23 protein-coding genes and 2 pseudogenes are annotated in these 22,653 nt (G+C 61.2%); 16 read left to right on the top strand and 9 right to left on the bottom strand.

Translation table 11 applies throughout. The annotated features are described in order from the left end of the window. Positions 1 to 17: 17 nt before the first annotated feature. Positions 18 to 2,207, bottom strand: a complete 2,190-nt coding sequence (gene purL, locus HALTADL_RS13325; RefSeq protein ID WP_089672607.1) for a phosphoribosylformylglycinamidine synthase subunit PurL — start codon at positions 2,205 to 2,207, stop codon at positions 18 to 20. Between the two features lie 174 nt (positions 2,208 to 2,381). Here purL and HALTADL_RS13320 point away from each other — a divergent pair, with 174 nt between their 5' ends. The 4 genes from HALTADL_RS13320 (at position 2,382) to HALTADL_RS13305 (ending at position 4,770) form a co-directional block, all read left to right on the top strand. Next, the gene (locus HALTADL_RS13320) at positions 2,382 to 2,588 is read left to right on the top strand and encodes a hypothetical protein (protein WP_089672606.1); all 207 of its coding nucleotides are present in this window, start codon (positions 2,382 to 2,384) and stop codon (positions 2,586 to 2,588) included. A gap of 35 nt (positions 2,589 to 2,623) precedes the next feature. Continuing rightward, positions 2,624 to 3,307: a PHP domain-containing protein gene (locus HALTADL_RS13315; protein WP_089672605.1), complete on the top strand. Its 684-nt coding sequence runs from the start codon at positions 2,624 to 2,626 to the stop codon at positions 3,305 to 3,307. Positions 3,308 to 3,309: 2 nt separating this feature from the next. After that, entirely contained in the window at positions 3,310 to 4,479 is a 1,170-nt protein-coding gene (locus HALTADL_RS13310; protein ID WP_089672604.1) for an asparagine synthase C-terminal domain-containing protein, read from the top strand. 63 nt (positions 4,480 to 4,542) lie between these two features. Continuing rightward, positions 4,543 to 4,770, top strand: a complete 228-nt coding sequence (locus tag HALTADL_RS13305; RefSeq protein WP_143054139.1) for a hypothetical protein — start codon at positions 4,543 to 4,545, stop codon at positions 4,768 to 4,770. Positions 4,771 to 5,103: 333 nt separating this feature from the next. Here the strand turns inward: HALTADL_RS13305 and HALTADL_RS13300 are convergent, their stop codons facing one another. Beyond that, positions 5,104 to 5,580, bottom strand: coding sequence for an NUDIX hydrolase (locus tag HALTADL_RS13300; protein WP_089672602.1), 477 nt, complete (start codon positions 5,578 to 5,580; stop codon positions 5,104 to 5,106). Positions 5,581 to 5,628: 48 nt separating this feature from the next. Beyond that, positions 5,629 to 6,126 (bottom strand): DUF1269 domain-containing protein, encoded by a 498-nt coding sequence (locus HALTADL_RS13295; RefSeq protein WP_089672669.1) that lies wholly within the window; start codon positions 6,124 to 6,126, stop codon positions 5,629 to 5,631. 128 nt (positions 6,127 to 6,254) lie between these two features. On the opposite strand from HALTADL_RS13295, the gene HALTADL_RS13290 reads away from it, so the two are divergent. From HALTADL_RS13290 to HALTADL_RS13280, 3 genes are all read left to right on the top strand, one after another. Further along, positions 6,255 to 6,893 carry a GAP family protein gene (locus HALTADL_RS13290; protein WP_218143667.1) on the top strand — a complete coding sequence of 213 codons (639 nt, stop codon included), beginning with the start codon at positions 6,255 to 6,257 and terminating at the stop codon, positions 6,891 to 6,893. Positions 6,894 to 6,967: 74 nt separating this feature from the next. Further along, positions 6,968 to 7,372 carry a DUF5518 domain-containing protein gene (locus HALTADL_RS13285; RefSeq protein WP_089672601.1) on the top strand — a complete coding sequence of 135 codons (405 nt, stop codon included), beginning with the start codon at positions 6,968 to 6,970 and terminating at the stop codon, positions 7,370 to 7,372. 162 nt (positions 7,373 to 7,534) lie between these two features. Next, positions 7,535 to 8,656 (top strand): AI-2E family transporter, encoded by a 1,122-nt coding sequence (locus tag HALTADL_RS13280; RefSeq protein ID WP_089672600.1) that lies wholly within the window; start codon positions 7,535 to 7,537, stop codon positions 8,654 to 8,656. Positions 8,657 to 8,682: 26 nt separating this feature from the next. On the opposite strand, the gene HALTADL_RS13275 is transcribed toward HALTADL_RS13280, so the two are convergent. Further along, the gene (locus tag HALTADL_RS13275) at positions 8,683 to 9,669 is read right to left on the bottom strand and encodes a transcription initiation factor IIB (protein WP_089672599.1); all 987 of its coding nucleotides are present in this window, start codon (positions 9,667 to 9,669) and stop codon (positions 8,683 to 8,685) included. 307 nt (positions 9,670 to 9,976) lie between these two features. On the opposite strand from HALTADL_RS13275, the gene gatC reads away from it, so the two are divergent. Together gatC and gatA are read left to right on the top strand one after the other, a co-directional pair. Beyond that, positions 9,977 to 10,255: an Asp-tRNA(Asn)/Glu-tRNA(Gln) amidotransferase subunit GatC gene (gene gatC / locus HALTADL_RS13270; protein ID WP_089672598.1), complete on the top strand. Its 279-nt coding sequence runs from the start codon at positions 9,977 to 9,979 to the stop codon at positions 10,253 to 10,255. Next, on the top strand, positions 10,252 to 11,547 hold the full coding sequence (gene gatA / locus HALTADL_RS13265; RefSeq protein ID WP_089672597.1) for an Asp-tRNA(Asn)/Glu-tRNA(Gln) amidotransferase subunit GatA: 1,296 nt from the start codon (positions 10,252 to 10,254) through the stop codon (positions 11,545 to 11,547). The genes gatC and gatA overlap by 4 nt, the downstream gene beginning before the upstream one ends. Positions 11,548 to 11,557: 10 nt before the next feature. On the opposite strand, the gene trkA is transcribed toward gatA, so the two are convergent. Beyond that, positions 11,558 to 12,895 carry a Trk system potassium transporter TrkA gene (gene trkA / locus HALTADL_RS13260; RefSeq protein ID WP_089672596.1) on the bottom strand — a complete coding sequence of 446 codons (1,338 nt, stop codon included), beginning with the start codon at positions 12,893 to 12,895 and terminating at the stop codon, positions 11,558 to 11,560. 81 nt (positions 12,896 to 12,976) lie between these two features. After that, positions 12,977 to 13,519 (bottom strand): SRPBCC family protein, encoded by a 543-nt coding sequence (locus HALTADL_RS13255; protein ID WP_089672595.1) that lies wholly within the window; start codon positions 13,517 to 13,519, stop codon positions 12,977 to 12,979. Between the two features lie 98 nt (positions 13,520 to 13,617). Between HALTADL_RS13255 and HALTADL_RS13250 the strand changes: the two genes are divergently transcribed. Continuing rightward, positions 13,618 to 13,902: a DUF7545 family protein gene (locus HALTADL_RS13250; RefSeq protein WP_089672594.1), complete on the top strand. Its 285-nt coding sequence runs from the start codon at positions 13,618 to 13,620 to the stop codon at positions 13,900 to 13,902. A 27-nt stretch (positions 13,903 to 13,929) separates the two neighbouring features. Here HALTADL_RS13250 and HALTADL_RS13245 read toward each other — a convergent pair whose 3' ends face one another. From HALTADL_RS13245 to HALTADL_RS13235, 3 genes are read right to left on the bottom strand one after another with little or no spacing between them, the layout of a single operon-like run. Further along, a complete protein-coding gene (locus HALTADL_RS13245; RefSeq protein WP_089672593.1) occupies positions 13,930 to 15,003 on the bottom strand; it encodes a metal ABC transporter permease in 1,074 nt (357 codons plus the stop codon). Further along, the gene (locus tag HALTADL_RS13240; RefSeq protein ID WP_089672592.1) at positions 15,004 to 15,744 is read right to left on the bottom strand and encodes a metal ABC transporter ATP-binding protein; all 741 of its coding nucleotides are present in this window, start codon (positions 15,742 to 15,744) and stop codon (positions 15,004 to 15,006) included. It lies immediately after the preceding gene. Positions 15,745 to 15,789: 45 nt separating this feature from the next. Then, positions 15,790 to 16,941: a metal ABC transporter substrate-binding protein gene (locus HALTADL_RS13235; protein ID WP_089672591.1), complete on the bottom strand. Its 1,152-nt coding sequence runs from the start codon at positions 16,939 to 16,941 to the stop codon at positions 15,790 to 15,792. Positions 16,942 to 17,133: 192 nt separating this feature from the next. Between HALTADL_RS13235 and HALTADL_RS13230 the strand changes: the two genes are divergently transcribed. From HALTADL_RS13230 to HALTADL_RS13205, 6 genes and pseudogenes are all read left to right on the top strand, one after another. Next, on the top strand, positions 17,134 to 18,165 hold the full coding sequence (locus HALTADL_RS13230; RefSeq protein WP_089672590.1) for a CmpA/NrtA family ABC transporter substrate-binding protein: 1,032 nt from the start codon (positions 17,134 to 17,136) through the stop codon (positions 18,163 to 18,165). Then, positions 18,162 to 18,998: an ABC transporter permease gene (locus HALTADL_RS13225; RefSeq protein ID WP_089672589.1), complete on the top strand. Its 837-nt coding sequence runs from the start codon at positions 18,162 to 18,164 to the stop codon at positions 18,996 to 18,998. The genes HALTADL_RS13230 and HALTADL_RS13225 overlap by 4 nt, the downstream gene beginning before the upstream one ends. After that, positions 18,989 to 19,420, top strand: a pseudogene (locus HALTADL_RS13220) (ABC transporter ATP-binding protein); the annotation flags it as partial. The gene HALTADL_RS13225 and the pseudogene HALTADL_RS13220, both read left to right, overlap by 10 nt. Positions 19,421 to 19,529: 109 nt before the next feature. Next, the gene (locus tag HALTADL_RS13215) at positions 19,530 to 20,468 is read left to right on the top strand and encodes a transposase (protein ID WP_015911568.1); all 939 of its coding nucleotides are present in this window, start codon (positions 19,530 to 19,532) and stop codon (positions 20,466 to 20,468) included. A 21-nt stretch (positions 20,469 to 20,489) separates the two neighbouring features. Next, a pseudogene (locus HALTADL_RS13210) lies at positions 20,490 to 21,143 on the top strand (mechanosensitive ion channel family protein); the annotation flags it as partial. 40 nt (positions 21,144 to 21,183) lie between these two features. Then, entirely contained in the window at positions 21,184 to 22,560 is a 1,377-nt protein-coding gene (locus tag HALTADL_RS13205; RefSeq protein ID WP_089672990.1) for a DolP-mannose mannosyltransferase, read from the top strand. Positions 22,561 to 22,653 lie beyond the last annotated feature (93 nt).

Here is a 22,653-nt window from a genome sequence, read left to right as displayed (position 1 = left end):
CGACCGTAATCGAGCCGTTAGTCGAGCGTCTCAGTAATCACCGCACGCAGTTCGGTCACCGTCTCCGAATCGTAGTCGACCGTCTCGCCGTCGACTGTCAGCGAGAGCGTTCCATCGTCGGTCGCCGAGCCGAGTGAGTCGACCGGCGCGACACCGTCGAACGCCTCACGGACCGCTGCTGGGTCAGTCGTCTCAATGACGACCCGACCGGGCGTCTCGTCGAAAAGGTCGACAACGCCGTCGACCGAGACCTCGGCACCCGCATCCGCAGTAATCAGTTCCGCCAGCGCGACCGCGAGGCCGCCGTGGCTCACGTCGTGGCTGGCGAGCGTCGACTCTTGATTTGCGACCGTCGCAATCGTCTCGATGATCTCGCTGGCGTTTGCCGGAAGCGCCGGGAAGCCATCCGAGCCACCGACCTGCGCGAGATACTCGGAGCCACCGAGCGCGCCGCCCGCCGACCCGACGACGAGCAGTTCGCCCTCGCCGGAGAGCGCGGCTGGTGGCGCGTCGTAGCCCGCCTTCGAGCCGACCATCGCCAGCGTCGGCGTCGGTGGAATCGGCCCGGTTGTGGAGTCATTATATAAGGAAACGTTACCACCGACAACTGGTGTCGACAGATCCGAACACATCTCGGCGAGTCCGTCGACAATCGCTTTGAATCCACCGTACACATCAGGCTTCTCGGGGTTGCCGCCGTTGAGACAGTTGACTGCCGTCAGTGGCAGTGCGCCCTTGGCGGCGATGTTGGTCGCGTTTTCGAGGGCGACTGCTTGGGCTCCCTCGTACGGTGCGTTGGTCGTCCAGTTGGGGTTCGAGCCCGACGAGAAGGCGAGGCCGGTGCCCGCGCCGGTCGTGTCGTTGGCGTCGCCGCTGGTCTCGCGGATCGCCATGATCGCGGTGTCGTCGCCCGGTTTGAGGGCGGTTCGGACGCCGACCTCGTGGTCGTACTGGCGGTAGACCCAGCGTTTCGAGGCCGTGTTTGGTGCCGAGACGACCGCGTTGATCGCGTCTTCGAGGTCGACGTCGGGGAGCTCCCGACCGGGCTGTTCGGGCTCGATGGCCTCCAGATCGTTCATCGGTGCGCCCTCGGCGAGGAACTCGGGGTCGACGTCGACGACCGTTTCGCCGTCGAACGTACAGACGTAGTTGCCCTCCCGAACCTCGCCGATCACCGAACAGCCGAGATCGAACCGCTCGGCGATTTCGGCGACGCGGTCGGTGTCCTCCGGAGCGACCTCGTAACACATGCGCTCTTGGGACTCGGCGAGCAGAATTTCCAGCGCGTTCATGTTCGGCTCGCGCTGGTGGACCTTGTTAAGGTCGATCTCCGCGCCGAATCCGCCCTTGGCGACGAGTTCGGACGAGGCCCCCCCGAGACCGGCTGCGCCGAGGTCCCGTGCCGAAAGCAGGAGGTTCTCGTCGACCAGCATCTCGTTGGCCTCGATGAGGAGCTTTTCAGTGTATGGATCGCCCACTTGGACGGCGGGTCGGTCCTCGGTTTCGGCGTCCTCGGCGAGGTCTTCGCTGGCAAAGGAAGCCCCACCGAGCCCGTCGCGGCCAGTGCCGTTGCCGACCAACACGAGTTTGTTGCCCGCCGTCTGGGCTTCGGCGGTCACCAGTCGCTCCTCGTTGGTCAGGCCCACGCAGGCGACGTTGACGAGGGGATTGCCGACATAGCCTTCGTGGAAGTCGACGCTTCCCGTAACGGTGGGAACACCAATCGAGTTGCCGTAGTTCGAGATTCCTTCGACGACGCCTTCAAAGAGATACTGAGAGTGTTCGCGGTCGAAGGTGCCGAAATAGAGGCTGTCGGCCAGCGCGATTGGATACGCGCCCATCGACATCGTATCGCGGACAATGCCGCCGACGCCGGTGGCCGCGCCGTCGTAGGGATCGACGTAGCTCGGGTGGTTGTGGCTCTCGATGCCGAGGGTGATGTAGGTATCCGAGTAGTCGCTCGCCTCGCGGTCGTCGGCGGGCGTGTCGGCCGCGTCGGGTTCGGGGACGGCGACGACTGCGGCGTCGTCGCCCGGACCGATGACGACCCCCTCGCCCTCGCTGTCGAACGCCGACAGCAGCGGTCGGGATGATCGGTACGCACAGTGCTCGCTCCAGAGGTTTTCGAACAGTACCGCCTCGGCAGCCGTCGGCTCACGACCGAGTTCGTCGACAACCAGCTGGTGGTCGGAATCCGGGAGACTCATTCACTCTCCTGTTCAAAATCACCGGCTTAATCTCTTTCCATGTCCACGAACGTGCATCGGTTACGGTGACAGAGCGGCTGGCTGGATCAACTGGCTGGATCAACTGGTTGGAAACTGATGTCGAACCAGTGTGATCCGATAGCTCTTTGAAATACACCCAACATACCTCCGGGTATGAACGAGTATATCAAATGGGGCGGCGCAGGTATCGTCCTTGCGCTGGTCGGCGCAGTCGCAATCGCATCCGAGATTCAACACGGACTCGAAGTTGGTGATCCACTCCCGGTCATCTACGGCGGTGCAGTCGTCTTCGCCGCACTCGTGACGATCCTCATTGTCGCGCCGAGTTTCCGCACGTCGCCCGACCCTGACCACGACTGAGAGCCTTTATTAGGAACCTCTCATAGAAGTCGACAGTGCTAACGGTCGAGCTTCATTCCCACTCGGCGCTGTCTCACGACGGCCGCGATCCAGTCGAGCTACTGCTGGAACAGGCCGCAGCCGTGGGACTCGATGCGCTCGCAGTCACCGACCACGACGAGATCGACGCCTCCATCGCGGCCGCCGAACAGGCCGCAGACCACGGCCTGATCGGCATCGTCGGCATGGAGATCTCCAGCGCCGCGGGCCACATTCTCGCCTTCGGTATCAAGGAACTGATCCCGCCCGGCCTCTCCTACGACGAGACGCTCGAACGCATCCACGAACAGGGCGGGATTGCGGTCATCCCGCACCCCTTCCAGAAGTCGCGGCACGGCGTTGCGCCCCACATAACTGACGACCAGTTGGCGAGCGCCGACGGCCTCGAAGTGTACAACTCGCGGCTGTTCACCGGGCGGTCGAACCGCCAAGCCGAGCGGTTCGCCATCGAGCGCGGACTGCCGATGACCGCCGGCAGCGACGCCCACATCTCCGAGATGGTCGGCCAAGCGGTCACCGAGGTCGGGGCCAGCGACCGGTCGGCCGACGCGATCCTCGAAGCGATCCGCCACGGCCGCACCAGCGTCATCGGCCACCGAACGCCGTGGCATATCAGTCTCCGGCAGTTCGGCGGCGGTGCGAAACGACGAATCCAGCGCGCATTCAGCGATCTCTTTTAATTATGACTGACACACTCCGCGGGGCGACAGCCGATATCATCCAAGACGTACTCGACAACGTCGACCCACTCCCGGGCGCACACGGCCGCGGGCCGAGCGATATGGGTGGGTTCGGCGGCTGCGTCGACGGACAGGTCGTCCGCGACGTGCTGGGTCGACAGCCCGTCTACACCGAGGCCGAGGCTGTCGACCCGGCCGCTGACGAGGCGTGGGCGTTCGAGCCGACCACGCTCGGCGATCCGGCGGTCGTTCCACCCGGAGCCGTCCGAACTGTCGACGGCGACAGCCAGCGGCTCGACCTCCCGGAGCCACCGGTCGACGATCCCGAAACCGCCCAACAAGTGGTGAACGAGGCACTGGCGGCGGCGCTCGGACTCGACGACCGCGAAGCGAGCCAGCCGACCGATGTCGCGGTCGCCTTTTCAGGGGGCGTCGACTCCGCGCTCGTCGCTGCCGGACTCCTCGAGGCTCCACTGTACGTGATTGGGTTCGAAGGAAGCCACGATATCGCCGCCGCCCGCGAGGCCGCCGCCGCGATGGATCGTACTGCTGATCTCCAAGTGATCGAACTGGACCACGAGACGCTGCGGGAGGCGGTCCCGCGGGTAACGGAGGCTATCGGTCGAACGAACCCGATGGACGTCTCGATTGCGCTGCCGCTGTTGTTAGTCGCTGAGCGGGCCAGCGAAGACGGATATGACCGCCTCGCGCTGGGACAGGGGGCCGACGAGCTGTTCGGAGGGTATTCGAAAGTCGTCGACCCAGCCGAAGACCACCGTGTCGAGGCAGAGACGGTTCGCGGCGCGGTCCGAGAGACGATCACCACACTGCCCGAACAGCTCGAACGCGACGTCTGTGGGCTTCAGGCGGTCGGCATTGAGCCGGTGACTCCCTTCCTGCAGGATCGGGTTGTCGACGCCGCGCTCCGACTGCCCGGCGAACTGTTGGCGACCGGCGACCGCCGAAAGGTCGCGCTTCGGGAGTTCGCTCTGCGGGAGGGTGTACTGCCCGAGTCGGTGGCGTCGACCGATAAGAAGGCCGTCCAGTACGGGAGCTACGTAAGTCGTGAACTCGACCGACTCGCCCGGCAGGCCGGCTATAAACGGCGGATGGACGACCACGTCGGGCAGTATATTCGGTCCCTGTTGGCGTCCGATTCCGAAACAGCATAGCCACGTCTCGACCGATCCGGGCGAACCGCACCCTTATCCGTATCTGGCTCTTAAAAAGCGAGAATGAGTCCCTCTACTCTGCGTTCTCAGCAGCGTTCTCAGAAGGCGATGCTCTACTGTCCGAACTGCAACTACGCTAGCCGAATCAACGGCGACTGGGTCCTCCATCTCAACGCGACCTCGGTCGACTACGAATGCCCGAACTGTGAGACGACAATCGATTCTCGCCGCGACGGGTCGACACTAACAGCCCGAAGCGGCGGTGGACTGCAGTTCAGAAGCGCTGATTAACACTGGGCGGCATCGAGCGACGGCATGTCATTGGCTACGGTATCGGAGACGGACTGGTTCGATACACATACAGTACACGAAACCGTATCAACCCTCTATAGATAGGGGTGGAACTTTTCACTCTCAACCGCTTATGATTGAGTAGAGATACCGAACACGGCCCAACTTCCCCCTTGAGGCTGTGTGCCCCCTCTCGGCTACTGCGATGGCGTCTCCCCCCGCCGACCAGAGAGCCGAACTGTATCGGTATCTCGGATACTCTACATGCGGCTCCGGTCTTTTCGTGGCGACAGTGTGCATCCACTTTTGAGCCCTTACTGCCGGAGACGCCACCTACGCAGTCCACTCGTCGACTGCTTCGATTGCCTCACAGCCGATTGCGACCGTATCGGCGTCGATCTCACTGGCCCGCAGTTCCTCGGCAGTGTACCACTCCCAGACCGCAGCGTCGGCCTCGCCGTCGCCAGGGTCGATGGCACGGCTGTCGACCGCCGCAAAATAGACGTGGTCGATGTGTTGGTGGCCCACCGATCCATCGGGGTAGACATCGATATCGTACAGCATCATGTGAGCAGGCTGCGGGAGGACTTCGCCAGCCGGGGCGTCGATGGCTGCGGTCTCCCGAAGTAAGCGCGGTTCGAGGCCGGTCTCCTCGCGGACTTCGCGGCTGCCTGCCTCGTGTGGGAGTTCGTCGCGGTCGACGTGGCCGCCGGGCGGAATCCGAATCCCGAGTTTGTCGTGGTGGTGGAGCGCCGTCGCTCCATCGTTGACGATATAGACGGTCGAGGTAAAATGGCGGGTCGTCTCCATATGAGGGGCAAACGACCGGTCGGTATTCAAACCTGTTTGTCGGCACTGTTAGGCGCGCAGGTGGTCGGCAGCGAACTCCTCGCGGAGTTTGTCCTCGTCTTCGGACGAGAGGTTCGTCTCCAGAAGTCGGGGGTTGTACGGTTCGAGGTCCTCGATGACACGATCAGTCTGGACGTCGCTCACGAGCATGAACAGCGCGGACTCGCCGGGGTCGATCTCCTCGCCGACCTCCTTAATAAACGAGTCGTCGATCCCGATGTCGGCGAACTTCCCGCCGAGGGCTCCCGAGACGGCGCCGACGGCCATCCCCAGTACGGGAGCGAGGAAGATCAGGCCGATCAGCATTCCCCAGAACGCTCCACCGAGGGCACCCGACCCGACCAAGCTCTGGGCCTGTTTGACGTCGGTTTTGCCCTGCTCGTTGCGGACCACCACCGCAGCGTCTTCCATCGTGATCAGTTCCTGTTTCTGTAGCTCGAAGAGCTTGTCACGGACTTCGAGCGCGCCGGTTTCGTTGTCGAATGCGAGGACGATGAGTTTCTTCATATCGTAATTCTCCACCGCCATCTTCCACGGGTGTCACGAAGTGGTTTTTCGCGGGTGGCTGTGAGTGTCTACCGAGGTGTTCTGTCCAAACCGGATCACGGCCCTGACAAAGGTTTACCACGTGCTACGTGCAGTGTCTGTCTATCGCTCCAAGCCTGCTCGAAGTCCTGCCGCTGGTGGTCGTGATGGTCGCCGGGCCACAGATCCTGAGTGCGATCTTCCTGTCGACAAGCGACGAGTGGCGGCGCAACTCCGCGGCATTCGTCGCCGGGGCGGCCCTGTCGATCACGCTTATTATCAGCGTTACCTACGTCCTCGGCATCGGTGCGGTCGGACAGGGTACCTCGAATACGACCTTCAGCGCGATCATCCTCGTCGTGCTGCTGGTTGCGATGATCTACACCTACCGAACGAGAGCGACCGCAGAGCCGCCCACGTGGATGGGCAAACTCGGCACTGCCACTCCGCAGTTTTCGTTCCGGCTCGGCTTTCTCCTCCTCGGCTTTTTTCCGACCAACCTCCTCACCTCGGTCGCCGTCGGCTCCTACCTCGCCGCCACCGGGGCACGGTGGGTCGACGCCCTTCCCTTCGTCTTCGCCACGCTGCTGGTGCTCGGCACACCGGCGCTCGTCCTGCTGGCCTTCGGCGAGCGTGCGGAGGCGGCGCTCCCCAAAGCCCGCAACTGGATGGAAACGAACTCGTGGGTCGTCAACGAGGTCGTGATCGTCTTTTTTATTGGCCTCTCGCTCAGTAATCTGCTGGGCTGAGTTCCGTTCTCGGGACTCTCCGTCGACCGTGAGACGACAGTTAATACCGCTGACACCGTAGTACACTATTGATCATGAAGATTAACTGGTCGGCTGTCTTCACTGGCTTCGTAGTAACGCTCGCCCTCGGGCTCATTAGTGGCCTCATTTACGCAGGGTCGGAAACCGTTGGTATCCTCGGCTCCTGGGGTGTAATCGGAATCCTCGGTGGTCTCACCGCCGGATACGTTGTCGGTGGCAGGATCGGTTCGGGCGCGATCCACGGCGGTCTCGCGACCGTCCTCGGGTCGCTCGTCCTACTGGTCATCGCCGCGGTCACGACCCTGCTGTTCGGCGGGGTCGTCCTGTCGCTCGGCGTGCTTGGCTTCGGCGCCCTCATACTCGCGTTCCACGCCATCCCCGGCGCGCTCGGTGGTGCCCTCGGCTCGTGGCTGAAGGATCGCCGGACTGCCCCCGAACCGGTTGGCACGCAGGCGTAGATCTCAGCCTGTGGTCCCGTTTTTGTTCCTTCGGATAACTGTCGACACAGTCGCCAACTACCCACTTGTCGCTCCACACGCAATGTCGTCACATGATTGTCTTGTGTCGACCGCCGGGACGTATTGCCGCCGACGCAGTGGGTGCATTCGCTTTATCCAATAATGACCACTGACGCGACGCGTTCGCGGCGGTTCCTGCTTGTCGTCGGCCTGCTCGCAGGAGTGGTCTCGGCACTGATCGTCCTCCCGTTTCTCAACTGGATTCTCGTTGCGATGGTTCTCGCCTACGTGCTTGCGCCGCTGGATCGTCGACTGTCGCGGCGACTCCCACCCAGCCTCGCGGCAGGGATTTCGATCACCATTGGGCTGTTCGCTATCGTCCTCCCGGTGCTCGTGGTGCTCGGTGTCGCCGCCAACCAGACACGCCAGCTGGTCTCGGCGTTCGATCCCTCGATCATCACGGAGGTAGACGACATACTCGCCGCCCGGTTCGGGATAACGGTCGACGTAACAGCGCTTCAGGAGACGCTTACGGGAGCGATTACGTCGGGGGCACAAAGCGTGGTTGGCAACGTCTTCAGCATCGTCGGTGGGCTTCCCGAACTCTTCATCGGGATCACGGTCATGTTCTTCGTCGTCTACTATCTGCTCAAGGATAGCGACCGGGCGCTGGCGTGGCTCCGTACTGTGCTGCCGCTCGATCCCGAGATCCGCGAGGAACTGTTCGACGAGACCAGTCTGTTGCTCTACAACTCGCTTGTCGGGACGGTGGCTGTCGCCGGAGTGCAGGCGGTCCTGCTCGGGGTCGCGTTCATGATCCTCGGGATTCAGAACGTCGTCTTCTGGACGGTCGTGACGTTCGTCGCGGCCTTGTTGCCGCTCGTCGGGGCCTCGATCATCTGGCTTCCGGCCACGATCTATTTCCTCATCGTCGGTCAACCAGTCGCCGCGGTCGCATTGGCCGTTTTCGGCGCAGTCGTCATCAGTACGGTCGACAACATCCTCCGGCCGATGGTGATGCGACGCGGCGCACAACTCAGCCCCGTGTTGACGATCCTCGGTATCTTCGGCGGGATCGCGCTGTTTGGCTTTGTCGGCCTTTTTGTCGGACCCATCATCCTCGGCGTGACCAAACTCATTATCGAGATCTTCGTCCAAGAGTATTCTGGGTCGACTGGTGTCGATGAACGGCCACGGAAGGACAGCGACACGACGGACTCACAGGAAAATCGCCCGGTCGATGACGGCAGTGACGAGACCGATTCCACAGGTGTCTCTGGGTAGTGAGTTAGTCGGAAATAAAAAAGGGATCAGGCGACCGACTGGGTGCCTTGGTCGGCTTCGAGTAGTTCGTGGTAGCGGTTGCGGATCGTCACCTCGGAGATGTTGGCCACGTCGCTGACTTCGCTTTGGGTCACCTTCTGGTTGGTGAGCAACGAAGCGGCGTAGACGCCTGCGGCCGCGAGGCCGACCGGCGATTTGCCGCTGTGGACGCCCTGTGCTTTGGCCGTCGACAGGAGTTCACGGGCGCGGCGCTCGGCTTCGTCGGAGAGGCCGAGTTCGGAGGCAAACCGCGGGACGTACTGCTCGGGGTCGGCTGGCTTGATCTCCAAGGAGAGCTCGCGAGCGACATAACGGTAGGTGCGGGCGATTTCGTCCTTTTCGACCCGCGAGACACTCGTCACCTCGTCGAGACTTCGCGGGGTGCCTGCCTGCCGGGCCGCCGCGTACAGCGATGCCGTCGAGACACCCTCAATTGAACGACCCGGCAGGAGATCCTCGCTCAGTGCCCGACGATAGATGACCGAGGCGGTTTCCCTCACGTTGTCCGGCAGCCCCAGCGCACTGGCCATCCGGTCGACCTCGCCGAGTGCCTGTTTGAGGTTCCGCTCTTTGCTGTCGCGGGTTCGGAACCGCTCGTTCCACGTCCGAAGCCGCTGCATCTTTTGTCGCTGGCGTGAGGACAGCGACTTGCCGTAGGCGTCGCGGTCCTGCCAGCCGATATTCGTACTCAGGCCCTTGTCGTGCATCATGTTCGTCGTCGGCGCGCCGACACGCGATTTGTTGTCCTTCTCGTTACTGTCGAAGGCACGCCATTCGGGGCCGTGATCTATCTCGTCCTCCTCGACGACGAGCCCACAGTCTGCACATACCGTCTCACCGTGTTCGGTGTCGGTCGTAAGGTGACCCTCACATTCCGGACAGCGAACCGTCTCTTCGGACCCAGTCGACTCCGTGGTCGACTCGTCTCGCCGGCGGGTGCGCTCGTCGGTAAACGTACGGACGTTGTCAGTCATGATTTGATGAACTGTGGGACAGATGCGTCTCCCCCACTGTCGTTCGACATCTATACTCACACACGGAGTTTACTTAAATTCAGCCCATGAAATCAGCGTCTTAAGGTGAGAAAAATACATGACTGCGTCGGGGTAAAGATCGTTAACAATACCCCCCGACCTCTGCGTGCGGTTTTACGTTCGGACAAGGCAGTCAGCATATGATTGTTGTGTCATATTCATTGATAGATGGGTGATCTCCTCGTCGCCTGTCTGTCCCGCTGAATGGATCGAAACCCTTACTCAGGGGCCGCGGTTGGGGGTAGATATGAGCGATTCGCCCGTCGACCCCGAGGAGGTGCGGCACGTCGCCGACCTCGCACGGGTCGACCTCGCCGCCGAGGAAGTAGCGGAGTTCACCGAGCAGTTCGCCGACATTCTGGACTACTTCGAGGCCCTCGATGAGGTACCCGAAGTCGAGTCCGAACCGGAACTCGTCAACGTGATGCGTCCCGACGACGTCGAGGACGGACTCACACAGGACGAGGCCCTTCGTAACGCCCCCGAAACCGAGGACGGCTTTTTCAAAGGACCCAGCGTCTCATGAGCAGCGACGAGTTCAACGCCTTCATTACTGAGACGACCGCCGAAGGCGATACTGACGATGAGAGCGAGGGTCGACTCGCGGACAAAACCATCGCGATCAAGGACAACATCTCGACAAAGGATATCCGAACGACCTGCGGCTCTGCGATGCTTGCGGACTACGTCCCACCGTACAATGCAACCGTCGTCGACCGCGTGTTCGACGCTGGTGCAACTCTCGTGGGCAAAACCAACATGGACGAGTTCGGGATGGGTGGCACCACCGAAACCTCGGCGTTCGGCCCCACGAAGAACCCCGTCGACCCCGACCGCGCCCCCGGTGGCTCCTCGGGTGGCTCGGCCGCAGCCGTCGCCGCCGGAGACGCCGACATCGCCCTCGGCACCGACACCGGTGGCTCAGTGCGGAACCCCGCCGCGTTCTGTGGCGTCGTCGGCATCAAGCCGACCTACGGACTCGTCTCGCGGTACGGCATCGTCGCCTACGCCAACAGTCTCGAACAGGTTGGCCCGCTGGCCACCACGGTCGAAGATGCTGCACTCCTGCTTGATGTGATCTCGGGTCCCGACAGTCAGGATGCGACGACCAACGACGGCGGCGAAGGGTCGGACTACGCGGCCGCCGCGGATGGCAACGTCGACGGCCTCACAGTCGGTGTCATCACCGATCTGATCGAGGGAGCCGACGACGAGGTCGTCGACGCGTTCGAGGATTCCCTCGACGAACTCGAAGCCCAGGGCGCAGAAATTACTGAAATCTCGCTCGAATCGCTGGAACACGCGGTCCAAGCCTACTACGTGATCGCCATGTCGGAGGCTTCCTCGAACCTCGCGCGGTTCGACGGCGTTCGCTACGGTCCTGATACCGACACCGCAGATGGCAACTGGAACGATGACTTCGCGGCAGTCCGTGAGGACGGGTTTGGCCCGGAGGTCAAACGCCGCATCCTGCTGGGAACGTACGCGCTGTCTGCAGGGTACCACGACAAATACTACAAAAAGGCTCAGGACGCCCGGGCGTGGGTCAAACAGGACTTTGATGCCGCCTTCGAGGACGTCGACGTGCTGGCCTCGCCAACGATGCCGGTCGTCCCGCCACAACTTGGTGAGAGTCTGGATGATCCGCTCCAACTGTATCTGATGGATGCCAATACGGTCCCAGTCAACCTCGCCAATCTGCCAGCGATTTCGGTTCCGGCGGGCGAGGTCGACGGGCTGCCGGTCGGCCTCCAACTCATCGGCCCAAAGTTCGGCGAAGAAACGATCATTCGGGCCGCGAGTGCGGTCGAACAGTAGGTAGAAGCGATTACAGTTTTTTGGTGGTTTCGTCGATAGCCGCGGCGTCGACGAAGACGACGACGTGATCGCCGGGATGGATCTCGGTGTCACCACGCGGGGTGACGAACTCGCGGTCGCGTGTGATCGCACCGATGACAACGCCATCAGGGAGATCAGCGGTCGACTCGAGGATCGTTCGGTTGGCCAAAATGCTGTCTTCGGTGACTTCGATTTCGATGACTTCGGCCTTGTCAGTCTCGATGAGCGCAACGTTTTCGGTGACGCCGGACTGAGTTAGCTGGGTGATCTCCTCGGCGACGACCACACGTGGGTTGATGGCGACATCGATGCCGACCGTTTCGAACAGTTCGACGTAGGCCGGGGTATCAATGACTGCCACCGTGCGGTCGGTGCCGAGTCGTTCGGCCAACAACGAGACAAGCAAGTTCTTTTCGTCGCTTTCGAGCGCCGCAACGACGATATCCGCATCGCCGATATGTTCGCGTTCCAAGAATTCAATGTCAGTGGCGTCGGACTCCATTACCGTGGTCTGTGGTAACCCTTCGGCCAGCTCGCGGGCCCGCTCGGGGTCCTGTTCGATCAGCCGCGGTTTGAAGCCACGCTCACCCAGCAGTCGGGCGAGATGGTAGCCAATCTCGCTACCGCCGATGATCGCGACCTCCTCGTCGCTGCCGGTCGAATGGTCCGGCGACAGCGCATCGGCAAAGGTGGTGACACTGTCGGAACTCCCGATCACGACGACCCGATCTCCAGCCTCGATCAGGGTCGACCCGTCAGGGATAATCACATCGCCTGCACGGATCAGCGCCGCGAACGTCAGCGAGTCGTAACGGTCGGCCTCCTGAACGGTCTGGTCGGCAACCGGACACTCGTCGCTGATCTCGAATTCGGCCATCTGGACTTGGCCACCCGCGAAGGGGTCGACGTCGACGGCGGCAGGAAGCCCGACCACACGAACGATGGATTCGGCGGTCAACAGGTTCGTACACACCATATCGTCGATGCCGAACGCGCCGCTGGAGAGCTCCCAGGTGTTGAGATATTTGGTCTGTTTGATCCGCGCGATGGTGAACGCATCACCGAGTGCATCAGCGGTCGAACAGGCGACGATGTTGGTTTCGTCGTTGTCGGTGCTTGCGATCACCATATCGGCGGACTCGATGCCAGCCTCGGTGAGCGTCTCGGCTTCGGTCCCGTCGCCAGTGACAGTCAGTACATCGTAGGAAAACGCGAGTTCTTCGGCTCGGTCTGGGGACTGTTCGACAACCGTAACATCGTGGCTGTTATCCAGATCTCCCGCGATACTTTCGCCGACCTGACCGGCACCGATAATCAGGACCTTCATACCGCCATCCCTCTCATGGAAGTGGATAGCTGACCCCTCGGTATAGGGTTTCTCATCAGTTGTTTGGAACGCCGCGTGTGGCTACAGATAGTCGGATTCGGATTGCACGGTGAACTCGACGTCCCGCTGTCGACCCTCGACATCGGTTACGGCGCGCTGAATGACCTGTTCGGCCTCGCCTTTGATCAGTGGGATCACCTTCTTGAGAACCCACCCCATCGAGACGAGTCGCGGAAGGCTCACGGCATCGGAATCCGCCGAGTTGGGGTCGAAATCGATCCGCAGGGAGACATCACAGGCGACCGTGGCATCGTCGGGTGCGTTCGCCGGGAGCGACTCACGTCGGTCGACCCGCCACTGACCGTTGGCGTTGATATCCTTGATTACTCGCCAGTCGATTTGAGTGGGTGGCTCAACGTCGACGACCTCCGAGTGGGCCGTATAGTTCAACTTCCACCACGCGAAGTTGAGCGCGTACTGGGTGCCGACCGAGCCGTCGCCGCGAAGGGTGTCGACGCCGGTCAGATAGTCTGAATAGTTCGCATACCGAGGGAAATCGATCAGCACCTCGTAGATCGCCTCCGGCTCCTCGTAGACCACCGTACTGACGACGATTGTATCCACAGGCGGCTTTCGGACGGGGGGATCTTATAAGTTAGTTGAGGAGGGTGAGTGCGGTCGCGATTCCACAGTCACTTATGGCTGTGTGGCAAGCGAGAGGTATGGTCGACACAGAAACCTACACCATCGAAGGACCGAGCGGCGACACAGACAGCGTTGAACTCCCAGCCGGATTGGTCGACACACTCGCCGAGCAGGGCGAGGAGCCGACACAGGTCATCAGCGATATCGTCGTGCAGGCACTCGCCCAGCACTCACACGCGCTGGTCCACCACTCACAGGGCGAGACGCCACAGGATCTCGTCGACATCAACGAGACAATGGAAGAGCTCTTCGAGGACCGCTTCGGCATGCCGCTGGCGGATGCGATGGGCCACGACCACTAACGACATCGTATAAAATCAGCTGGACCCTCAGCGGGTCGACATCGCGGTCACGCCGTTTTTCGAGACCGTAATCGCAATCAAATAGATCCCGATTGCGGCCATTACAATCGAGCCGCCGGCGGGCAGGCTCATATAAATAGAGAACACGAAGCCGGCCAGCACTGCGGTCTCGCCGAACAGCACCGAGAGATACATCGTCTCCCGGAAGGAGACCGCGACCTGCGAGGCCGCCGCTACCGGAACGACGAGCATCGCGGCGACTAAAATCACGCCAAGCACCTGCATCGCACCGACGACGACAACCGCCGTCATCACGACCAACAGCGTGTTGTAGCGGTCGACCGGCAGTTGGGCGACACGGGCGGCCTGCTCGTCAAACGTGATGAACAGCAACTGCTTGTAGTTGAAGACCACTGCGCCGATGACACAGACACTTAAAAGCGCCATGAGCCGCGTCCCGTCGGGTGTCACAACTGCGATACTGCCGTACAGCAGGCTCTCGATACTGAAACTCGTCTGTCCGGGACCGTAGCTGATCAGCAGCGTCCCGAGGGCGAAACTGCCGCTGAGCATGATCGCAATCGGTACGTCGCCGTACGTCTGGGTCCGGTCGGCGAGCCACTGGACGATCAGTGCGCCGATGACGCCGACGATCAGCGCGCCGACCAGCAGCGAGCCATCCCAGCCCGTGAACGAATTAAACAGCAGGCTGATGGCGACACCCGCGAAAGCCGCGTGGGCCAGCGTTTCACCGATCAGTGCCATCTCACGGTGGACGAGAAACGCCCCGACGAGTGGGGCGACGATTCCGATCAGCACCCCGGTCGACAGCGACTGCCACATGAAGGGATGTTTGAAGATGTTCGTCCCGAGATACAGATCCAGCAGTCGACCGGCGATCCGGAACTGTTCGTAGGCTGTCGACAGCAGGGGGAGATCACGAAGCCAGTAGAGACCGACAAACGCGAGCATGAGCGTCGCGAGCAGGCCGACGATGCCGATGCCGACGAGTTCGACCGTCTCGCGGGTCGTCTGTCGGGTTCGGAGTCGACCGAGCGGCCCGGATGCGGTGCTGTCTGTGGGGTCGATGTCAGTACTCATTCAGTGATCGTGGTGGACGACGCGGCCCGAAACGCCGTAGGCTTCGGTGAGGGCGTTGCTTTCGACGAACGATTCGGTATCGCCGTGGTGGAACAGTTCAGTGTTGATACAGGCGATGCGGTTGGCCCGGTCGGTGACGACGCCGATATCGTGCTCGATGAGGATTATCGTGATCCCGTCGGCGTTGAGATCGTCGAGTAATTTATAAAAGGCGTCGCGGGATTCGGCGTCGACGCCCACTGTCGGCTCGTCGAGGGCCAGCAGGTCGGCCTCCGAAGCGAGCGCGCGGGCGATGTAGGCTCGCTGACGTTGACCACCCGAAAGCTCGTTCATCCGTCGCTCGGCGAGGTCGGTGATGCCAACGGTTTCGAGGGCCTCTTGGACCGTTTTGCGGTCGTGGTCGGTGAGCCGCGAGTGGCCGACGTGGGCAAAGCGACCCATGGTGACGTTTTCACGGACTGTGACCGGCATCGACCCCGACTGGCTCGTCGACTGCTGGGAGACGTAGCCGATGCGTTGGCCGTCGTCGAACTCACCCACTGGCTCGCCGAATAGCTCGACGTGCCCGCTGTCGGGTTCGTGAAGCCCCAACATGAGATGGAGGAGCGTCGTTTTGCCCGAGCCGTTTGGGCCGATCAGGCCCAGAAACTCCCCGGCTTCGACATCGAGAGTAATGTCTCTGACGGCGACCTTCTCGCCGTAGGTAAACGTTACATTGTCGAGACTAATGACCGGACTCACGGTTTGTTGTATAGACGGTGGTTGAGGGATGCGTTTAGTAGTTCCTTATTCCGCGCCGAGTGCCCGGCGGAACGCCGGAATCGTGACCTGTTCTAGCTGGTCGATGTAGCCCCAGCCGTCGTCGCTCCACTCTTGGGTCGTTCCGGCGGCCGCAGTGACCGGCATCGTCTCGGTTGCGGTGCTGTTTTCGACGATTGTGTTGGCGAGTCGGTCGGATTCGAACCGGTCGTACAGAATCACATCGATACCATTGCTGTCGACGAGCTCTACTGTCTCGGCAATCTGTGAGGAATCCGGCGTCGCATCCGGCGAGACCCCCGTCACGGTGTGGATATCGAAGCCGTACCGCGCTTCGACGTAGCCGAACGAGGAGTGGCTGGCGAGGACGACAGTCGACTGGTCGCCCTCTGTGACGACCTGCTGGAACTGCGAATCGAGGTCGGCCAGTCGCTCGTTGTAGGCGACCGCGTTGGCCTCGTAGGTTTCGGTGTTGTCCGGATCGATCTCGACGAATCCGTCACAGATCGTCGTCACGATCTCTTGGGCGAGCACCGGGTCGACCCAGACGTGGGGATCGAGTTGGCCGCGGTCTGTCTCTTCGTTGTGTTCGTCCTCGTGGTGTTCGCCATCCTCCTCGTGGTGGTCTTCTGTAGTTTCGTTGTGTTCGTCCTCGTGGTGTTCGCCATCCTCCTCGTGATAATCTTCTGTGGTTTCGTTGTGTTCGTCGTGAGTGTCCTCTGTAGTGGTCTCGTTGTGTTCGTCGTGATGCTCATCCTCGTGCTCTCCTTCTTCGCCGCCGTGGTCGTGATTGCTTTCGAGCATCTGCGATTCGAGTCCGGCGAGGCCGTCAATGGCCGCGACGGTCCCGTAGTCCGATTCGAGTGTCGCAGCGAGGTCTTGAGCCCACGAGAACTCCGGCGTGTCGAAATAGACGAAAGCACTCGTCGAGGCGACCTCCCGCGGCAGATCGCCATCCGGTTCCCAGCCGTGACCCAACTGGCCGAACTCGACGGGGTTCTCGATTGTCGCCTCCTCTCCGGCGACCGCTTGGGACCAGTCCCACAGCGCAAAAAAGGCCGCATACGCCGAGTCGAACTCCCCTTGGCTGGCGTCGACGTCGTCGAGACAGCCAGCCAGTCCACCGACTGTGAGTACTCCAGCACCACTCTTGAGCGCGTTCCGTCGAGTCAGGTTCATATCCACTGAAATAGCACCCGTACATAAAAATACTATTATCTTAATAAACTAAGTTATTAATTCGACCCAAATAGAGTGGTTCGATTATTAGAATAGTTCTCGGAACTCCGTGAATGACGGCTTTCGACGAGTTATTAAAAGTAGTATATTAGATCATAGCTTTTATTATAAACTTGGTATTGAGTAATAACTGTGAGAGGCCAAATCAGTCGACGAACGATTATCCGCGGGCTTGGTACAGCCGCAGTCGCGACTGCAGGCGTTGCTGGTTGTCTAGATCGGAGCAGTGGCTCGGTCGACTCGCTCACCATCGCTTATGTCCCGATCTTCCCGAACATGCAACACTACGTGATGGAACAACGAGGCTACTACGACGAACTCCCAGTGGAGGTCAGCGTTGAGCGGTTCAACGCCGGCCCAAGCGTCGTCAAAGCGTTTGCTAGCGGCGATGTCGACGTGGCGCTGTTCGGAATCACGCCCGCGATGGTGCTCATTGATAAAGGGACTGCGGCGGGCGTGTTGGCGGCCAACTCCCGTAACGGGTTCAAAATCATGGCGTCGACCGAGGTTGTCGACCGATTCGAGCAAGAAGGCCGGGGAGCCTTCGACTCCTTCGAGCGCGACACCGGCCGCAAACTCCGGGTCGGTGCCCCACCCGACGGGAGCGTCCCCGATATCGTGCTTCGGTACTGGATCGAACAGGATCTCGGTGTAGGCGAACTGGAGTCCGCGATCACGAAGTCGTCGGTACCACCCGCGAAGGCAGTCCAGACGATCCAGTCGGGCGACATCGACGCAACGATCATCCAAGAGCCGTTTGCGACGATCATCGACCACCAAGAGGGGTTCAGCGAGATCACGTGGTCCGGCAATATCCTCAAAAACCACCCGGTGACGGTACTGTTTGCCACCCAGCGAGTCATCGAGCACAGCGAGGTTTCACAGGCGCTTGTCGACCAACACGTGCGGGCGACCGAGTTCATTGCTGCGTCACCGGAGGCTGCTTCCGTTGAGGCTGCGTCGGTCATCGGCTCCGGCGTGAGCGAGAGCCTTGCCAGCGAGGCGATGGGTTCGCGTGCGTCGGATTTCGTCTCCGATCCGCATTCGATCACCGACCAAGCCTCGACGATGACCGACTTTGTCGCCGAGGTTGGCAACATCGCCGCGCCAGTGTCGACAGCTGACCTCTTTGCCTTCGACGCCTACGACGCCACGCAACAATGAGCGTTCAGACCGACACTGGAAACAGTACGGATTCCGTGTGGGCCAGTGACGCTCGGCGGTATCTCCGCGGCCTCGGAGGACTGGCCGTCTTCCTCGTCGTCTGGTGGGTTGGTGCCTTGCTCACCCAGCCGTCGTATCTAATTCCGACCCCGACCGAGTCGGCGGTGGCGTTCAGTGAGTTGTTCACAACGTCGACCGAAATCGTCGTCCCAGTTGTCGACACGAATCTTGTATTGCCAACTGGTGTGGCACATCTCACCGAAACACTGTTTCACTACGTTCCGGGGCTGCTCATCGGTGCGGTCTGTGGGATCGGCCTCGGATTGACCATGGGGTGGAGCGGCAGGCTCGACGACTGGCTACGACCGCTGATTCGGCTGCTCCGTCCGATTCCACCGCTTGCGTGGATCGTCTTCGCCATCGTCTGGTTCGGCATCCACCACACTGGCGCGGCATTTATCGTTTTCGTCGGTGCCTTCTGGATCAATTTCTATGGGGCCTACGGTGGCGTTGAGGGTGTGTCCAGTGAATTAACGGACGCCGCCTCGACGCTTGGCGTCGACAGAGATCTCTCGATGCTGAAACTCGTCGCCCTGCCGAGTGCAGCTCCACAGATCCTGACTGGGTTCCGGACTTCGATCGGTCGGTGTTGGATGATCGTGGTCGGCGCGGAGCTGTTCGGCGCGCCAGGCGTAGGGTACGAGATCATTAACGCCTCGAACAACCTCGCGATGGACACCAGCGTCGCGTATATGCTGCTGATCAGTCTCGCGTTTCTCTGTATGGACGTTGGGTTCCGGCTGTTCGAACGGAGGCTGCTGACGTGGCGCTGAACGACAGTCCATCTGCGGAATCGGATTCCACGGCGAAAATCACGGTCAAAAAAGTAAGCACTGCCTACGGCTCGGGCCAAGAGGCGGTACAGGCGCTTTCGGAGGTCTCCGTTTCGGTCGACGACGGCGAGTTCTGCTGTGTCGTCGGCCCCTCGGGCTGTGGCAAGACCACTCTCCTGCGAACAATCGCTGGATTGGAGACACCGGACTCCGGCTCAGTGCTGGTCGACGGTGAGCCAGTGACTGGCCCCGGGCTGGATCGCGGGATGGTGTTTCAGGAGTACGCCCTTTTTCCGTGGCGAACGGTCCGCGGCAACATTCGGTTCGGACTCGACCGCCCCGCCTGTGGCTGTTCGGACTGCGAGCGCCGGGTCCGGAAGCTAATCGATCTCGTCGGCCTCGATGGGTTTGCAGACAGCTACGAGGGTGTCATAGAAAGCGTCACACACGAAGACGCAGGATGTTGGAACTGTGTCTACGAGCGCCAGCATCCTGCAAGAGGAGACTTCTATCGACGAGTTCTTCAATGTAATGGCGACCGAGACGCTCGCGTTGTTCGAGCATCTTGAGTTCGACTTTCTCGAAGAATTCGATGTGTTCGCCCCCGCTCGCCGGGGGCGAACACGAGATCATCACCCACCAGCACTCTTCCGAGCGTTCCTGCACTGCTACTACAAGAACGTCTACGGCATCCGTCCAGTCACGCGAGAACTCCAGAACACGGTCGTCTGGCTCAGCTGTGGCTTCGATCGACCGCCGTCGAGAGACGCGGTCGATCGCTTCCTCACCGACCTCGAACACGTCGTCGACGAGGTCTTCGACCGCCTCGTCGAGCAGGCCGCCTGCCGCGGCCTGCTCGACTTGACCTACTCCATCGATTCCACCGACGTGAGGACGATGCCCGCCGACCAAGACGCGTCGAAAGGCTACGATCCAACCGCCGAAGAGTACTACCACGGCTACGGCTGTACGATCGTCTCGACCGGGCAAAAGATCCCGATTGCCGCGGAGTTCACCGAGAGCAAGCAAGCGCCAGAGGAGACGGCGATGCGCGTCACGTGTGACGCGCTCGCCGTCGAGAAACCGATCTGGATGCTTGGAGACAGCGCCTACGACACGCTCGGCTGGCACGACCACCTGCTGGCCGCAGGGGTCGTGCCAGTCGCTCCGTACAACGCACGAAACACCGACGATCCGAAAGACATCGAGTACAGGGTCGAAGCCCGCATCGACGAACACAGCGAGGACGTTCAGCTGAAGCAATCGACGCTAGACGAGACGTACAACCGCCGGAGTGGAGTCGAACGAACCAACGACGCCGTCAAGGACTGCGGCCTCGGGCACGTTCGCGCCCGAGGCCGCGTCCACGCACGAGCACAAGTGTTCCTCGCGCTGTGCCTTCGTCTCGTTATTGCGATCACCAACGACGAACGCGGAGACAATCCAGGAAGCACCGTCATCACGCTATGAGAACTATTCTATGACACCCTCGATCAGTGGGTTGGCGTCCTGCTGTCGCTGGGTGTGGTCGGCTTTGCGATCACCTTCGCACTCCAACAGCCACTGCTGTCGTTGCTTGGCTGGCTCTATATCATGGCCAAACGACCCTACGCAGTCGGCGACCGGGTCCGCATTGGCGAGACCAAAGGCGACGTGATCAAAGTCGACTTCCTCGTGACGACGATCTGGGAGGTCGGCGGCGAACTGGTGTCGACCAACCAACCCTCCGGGCGCGTGGTCACGGTCCCCAACAGCATGGTACTGGCCTCGGAGGTCACCAATTTCGGCGGCGGCGGCTCGGAGTACGTCTGGAACGAACTGGCGATCCAGGTCTCCTACGAGACCGATCTCGATGTGGCCTCAACGGTGATGATCGAGGAAGCCGAGGAGGTGATCGGCGAAGAGATGGTCGACCGCATCGCCGACTTCCGCGAGCGACTCGCCGAGACACCGGTCGAACTCGAAGTCACCGACCGCCCGACGGTGAACATCACGCAGGGCGAGTCGTGGGTCGAACTCCGGCTCCGGTACGTCGTTCACCCCCGACGCGGGACGCGTGTCAGAAACGAACTGTACGAGCGAATCCTCGACCGATTCAACGAGAACCCCACAGTGACGAGTTTCCCGGTGAGTCGGAACCGCTGAAAACAGGTTTAAATATCGGCTCGCTGAAACCAGAGCAGAGATGCGAGAGTACGCCGGGTCGATGCCACGGAGTCGGACAGCGCTCTACGAGCAGGTCGACACCCACTGGTTTCGGATACTGTTGCTCGGCTCGATGCTGCTGGTATCTGTGGCGACCATACTCAGGTTTGCGGACAACCCCTTTTATGTGAACAAGGATTCGGCGCTGTTCCAGCACGCGGGGTGGTCGATCCTCAACGGGGCTGATCTCTACATCGACATCTGGGACCTCAAACCGCCGTTGATCTACTTCGTGACGGTCGGTCTGGCGGCGCTCTCGTTCGGCAATATGGCGGTGCTGCACGTCCTCAGCGTTATCGTCGCGGTCGGAACAATTGTCGCCGGAATCACGCTCGTCGGCGTGTTGACCCACCGGCTGACCAACGATGGCTTTGCCAGCGTCGTTGCCGGCCTGACCATGTTTATACTGACCTCTGTGTACTCGTTTCCGTACGCCGGAATCCGGCCGAAGTATTTCGTCTTCCTCTGTGGCGTCGGGGCGCTCCTATTGGCGGTCGACGACCGACCGTTTCTCGCCGGTGCGGCGGGCGCGGCGGCCGCCGGCTTCTGGCAACTCGGCGCGCCCATCGCGCTGCTCGTCGTCGGGATGAGCCTTCAGCGCAACGGCCGGGACGGGATGTGGAGAGCAATCGGTGGCGGGCTGACCGTGACGGTGCTTACTGTCGCTCCATTCGTGCTACAGGGCCACACGACCGCATTGTTCGTCGAGGCCGTCCTCGCACCGATCTATGGCGTCGAGGGGTACACCGTAGTCGGTCGACTGCTCATGTTCGTGATTCAGATCGGTTACGGCGTGTTGATTGTCCCGTTTGCGATCTATGGCTGGGGACAAGCCATTGTCGACGACTACACCGAGTACTGGTGGGTGGCTGCTGGCGGCGTGATCTACAGCTACCAACTGTTCTTGGAGTTCCAGGGCGCTATCGAACTCATTTTGCTGTTCATGTTCCTTGCGTTGGGTGTCGGGCTGCTCGTCTCCTACAGCTCGACGCCCTCTCGCCGGTCGGTGATCGCCGGCTGTGTCGTCCTGCTGGTCGTGACAAGCGGCTACTGGAACCTCGCGTGGGCGATCTCGGGTTCCCCCGAACCACCGCTGCAGAACGCGGTCGAAGACGAACACGACCGGTGGGACGTACCGAAATACGACTCGCTGCCAGAGGACCCCGAGGGGTGGCCGTCGATGGAGACGATCTACTGGGAGAAACTCCAGCCCGACCAGTGTCACTACCGGTTAGGACTCAAACAGCAGTACTTCGAGCAGGAGACAGGGGGTACTCTTTATAAGTCGACCTGTGGACAGTGGCCCTTCGAGGAGCCACCCGCAGAGTGGCTCCTCGGCAGCCTCTCGCCGTTCTGACGCAGCACGTCTCCGTCCCACAGTCAGCCGTGTTTTTATTACTTCCTTTCACCAGAATTAAGACCCGGACCCGCGTCAAACGTGTATATGGAT

It is taken from the genome of Halohasta litchfieldiae (assembly GCF_002788215.1).
In the GTDB taxonomy this organism is placed as follows: Archaea; Halobacteriota; Halobacteria; order Halobacteriales; family Haloferacaceae; genus Halohasta; species Halohasta litchfieldiae.
The sequence above is the reverse complement of the archived record's forward strand: the minus strand, read 5'-3'. Positions and strand labels throughout refer to the sequence as shown.

Excerpts from the sequence above, each read along its gene's own strand:
- HALTADL_RS13205 (WP_089672990.1), top strand. The coding sequence starts at position 21,184 with ATGCGAGAGTACGCCGGGTCGATGCCACGGAGTCGGACAGCGCTCTAC.
- HALTADL_RS13280 (WP_089672600.1), top strand. The coding sequence starts at position 7,535 with ATGACCACTGACGCGACGCGTTCGCGGCGGTTCCTGCTTGTCGTCGGC.
- HALTADL_RS13250 (WP_089672594.1), top strand. The coding sequence starts at position 13,618 with ATGGTCGACACAGAAACCTACACCATCGAAGGACCGAGCGGCGACACA.
- trkA (WP_089672596.1), bottom strand. The coding sequence starts at position 12,895 with ATGAAGGTCCTGATTATCGGTGCCGGTCAGGTCGGCGAAAGTATCGCG.
- HALTADL_RS13245 (WP_089672593.1), bottom strand. The coding sequence starts at position 15,003 with ATGAGTACTGACATCGACCCCACAGACAGCACCGCATCCGGGCCGCTC.
- HALTADL_RS13295 (WP_089672669.1), bottom strand. The coding sequence starts at position 6,126 with ATGAAGAAACTCATCGTCCTCGCATTCGACAACGAAACCGGCGCGCTC.
- HALTADL_RS13285 (WP_089672601.1), top strand. The coding sequence starts at position 6,968 with ATGAAGATTAACTGGTCGGCTGTCTTCACTGGCTTCGTAGTAACGCTC.
- HALTADL_RS13215 (WP_015911568.1), top strand. The coding sequence starts at position 19,530 with ATGGCGACCGAGACGCTCGCGTTGTTCGAGCATCTTGAGTTCGACTTT.
- HALTADL_RS13320 (WP_089672606.1), top strand. The coding sequence starts at position 2,382 with ATGAACGAGTATATCAAATGGGGCGGCGCAGGTATCGTCCTTGCGCTG.
- HALTADL_RS13300 (WP_089672602.1), bottom strand. The coding sequence starts at position 5,580 with ATGGAGACGACCCGCCATTTTACCTCGACCGTCTATATCGTCAACGAT.
- HALTADL_RS13225 (WP_089672589.1), top strand. The coding sequence starts at position 18,162 with ATGAGCGTTCAGACCGACACTGGAAACAGTACGGATTCCGTGTGGGCC.
- HALTADL_RS13275 (WP_089672599.1), bottom strand. The coding sequence starts at position 9,669 with ATGACTGACAACGTCCGTACGTTTACCGACGAGCGCACCCGCCGGCGA.
- HALTADL_RS13235 (WP_089672591.1), bottom strand. The coding sequence starts at position 16,941 with ATGAACCTGACTCGACGGAACGCGCTCAAGAGTGGTGCTGGAGTACTC.
- gatA (WP_089672597.1), top strand. The coding sequence starts at position 10,252 with ATGAGCAGCGACGAGTTCAACGCCTTCATTACTGAGACGACCGCCGAA.
- purL (WP_089672607.1), bottom strand. The coding sequence starts at position 2,207 with ATGAGTCTCCCGGATTCCGACCACCAGCTGGTTGTCGACGAACTCGGT.
- HALTADL_RS13310 (WP_089672604.1), top strand. The coding sequence starts at position 3,310 with ATGACTGACACACTCCGCGGGGCGACAGCCGATATCATCCAAGACGTA.
- HALTADL_RS13305 (WP_143054139.1), top strand. The coding sequence starts at position 4,543 with ATGAGTCCCTCTACTCTGCGTTCTCAGCAGCGTTCTCAGAAGGCGATG.
- gatC (WP_089672598.1), top strand. The coding sequence starts at position 9,977 with ATGAGCGATTCGCCCGTCGACCCCGAGGAGGTGCGGCACGTCGCCGAC.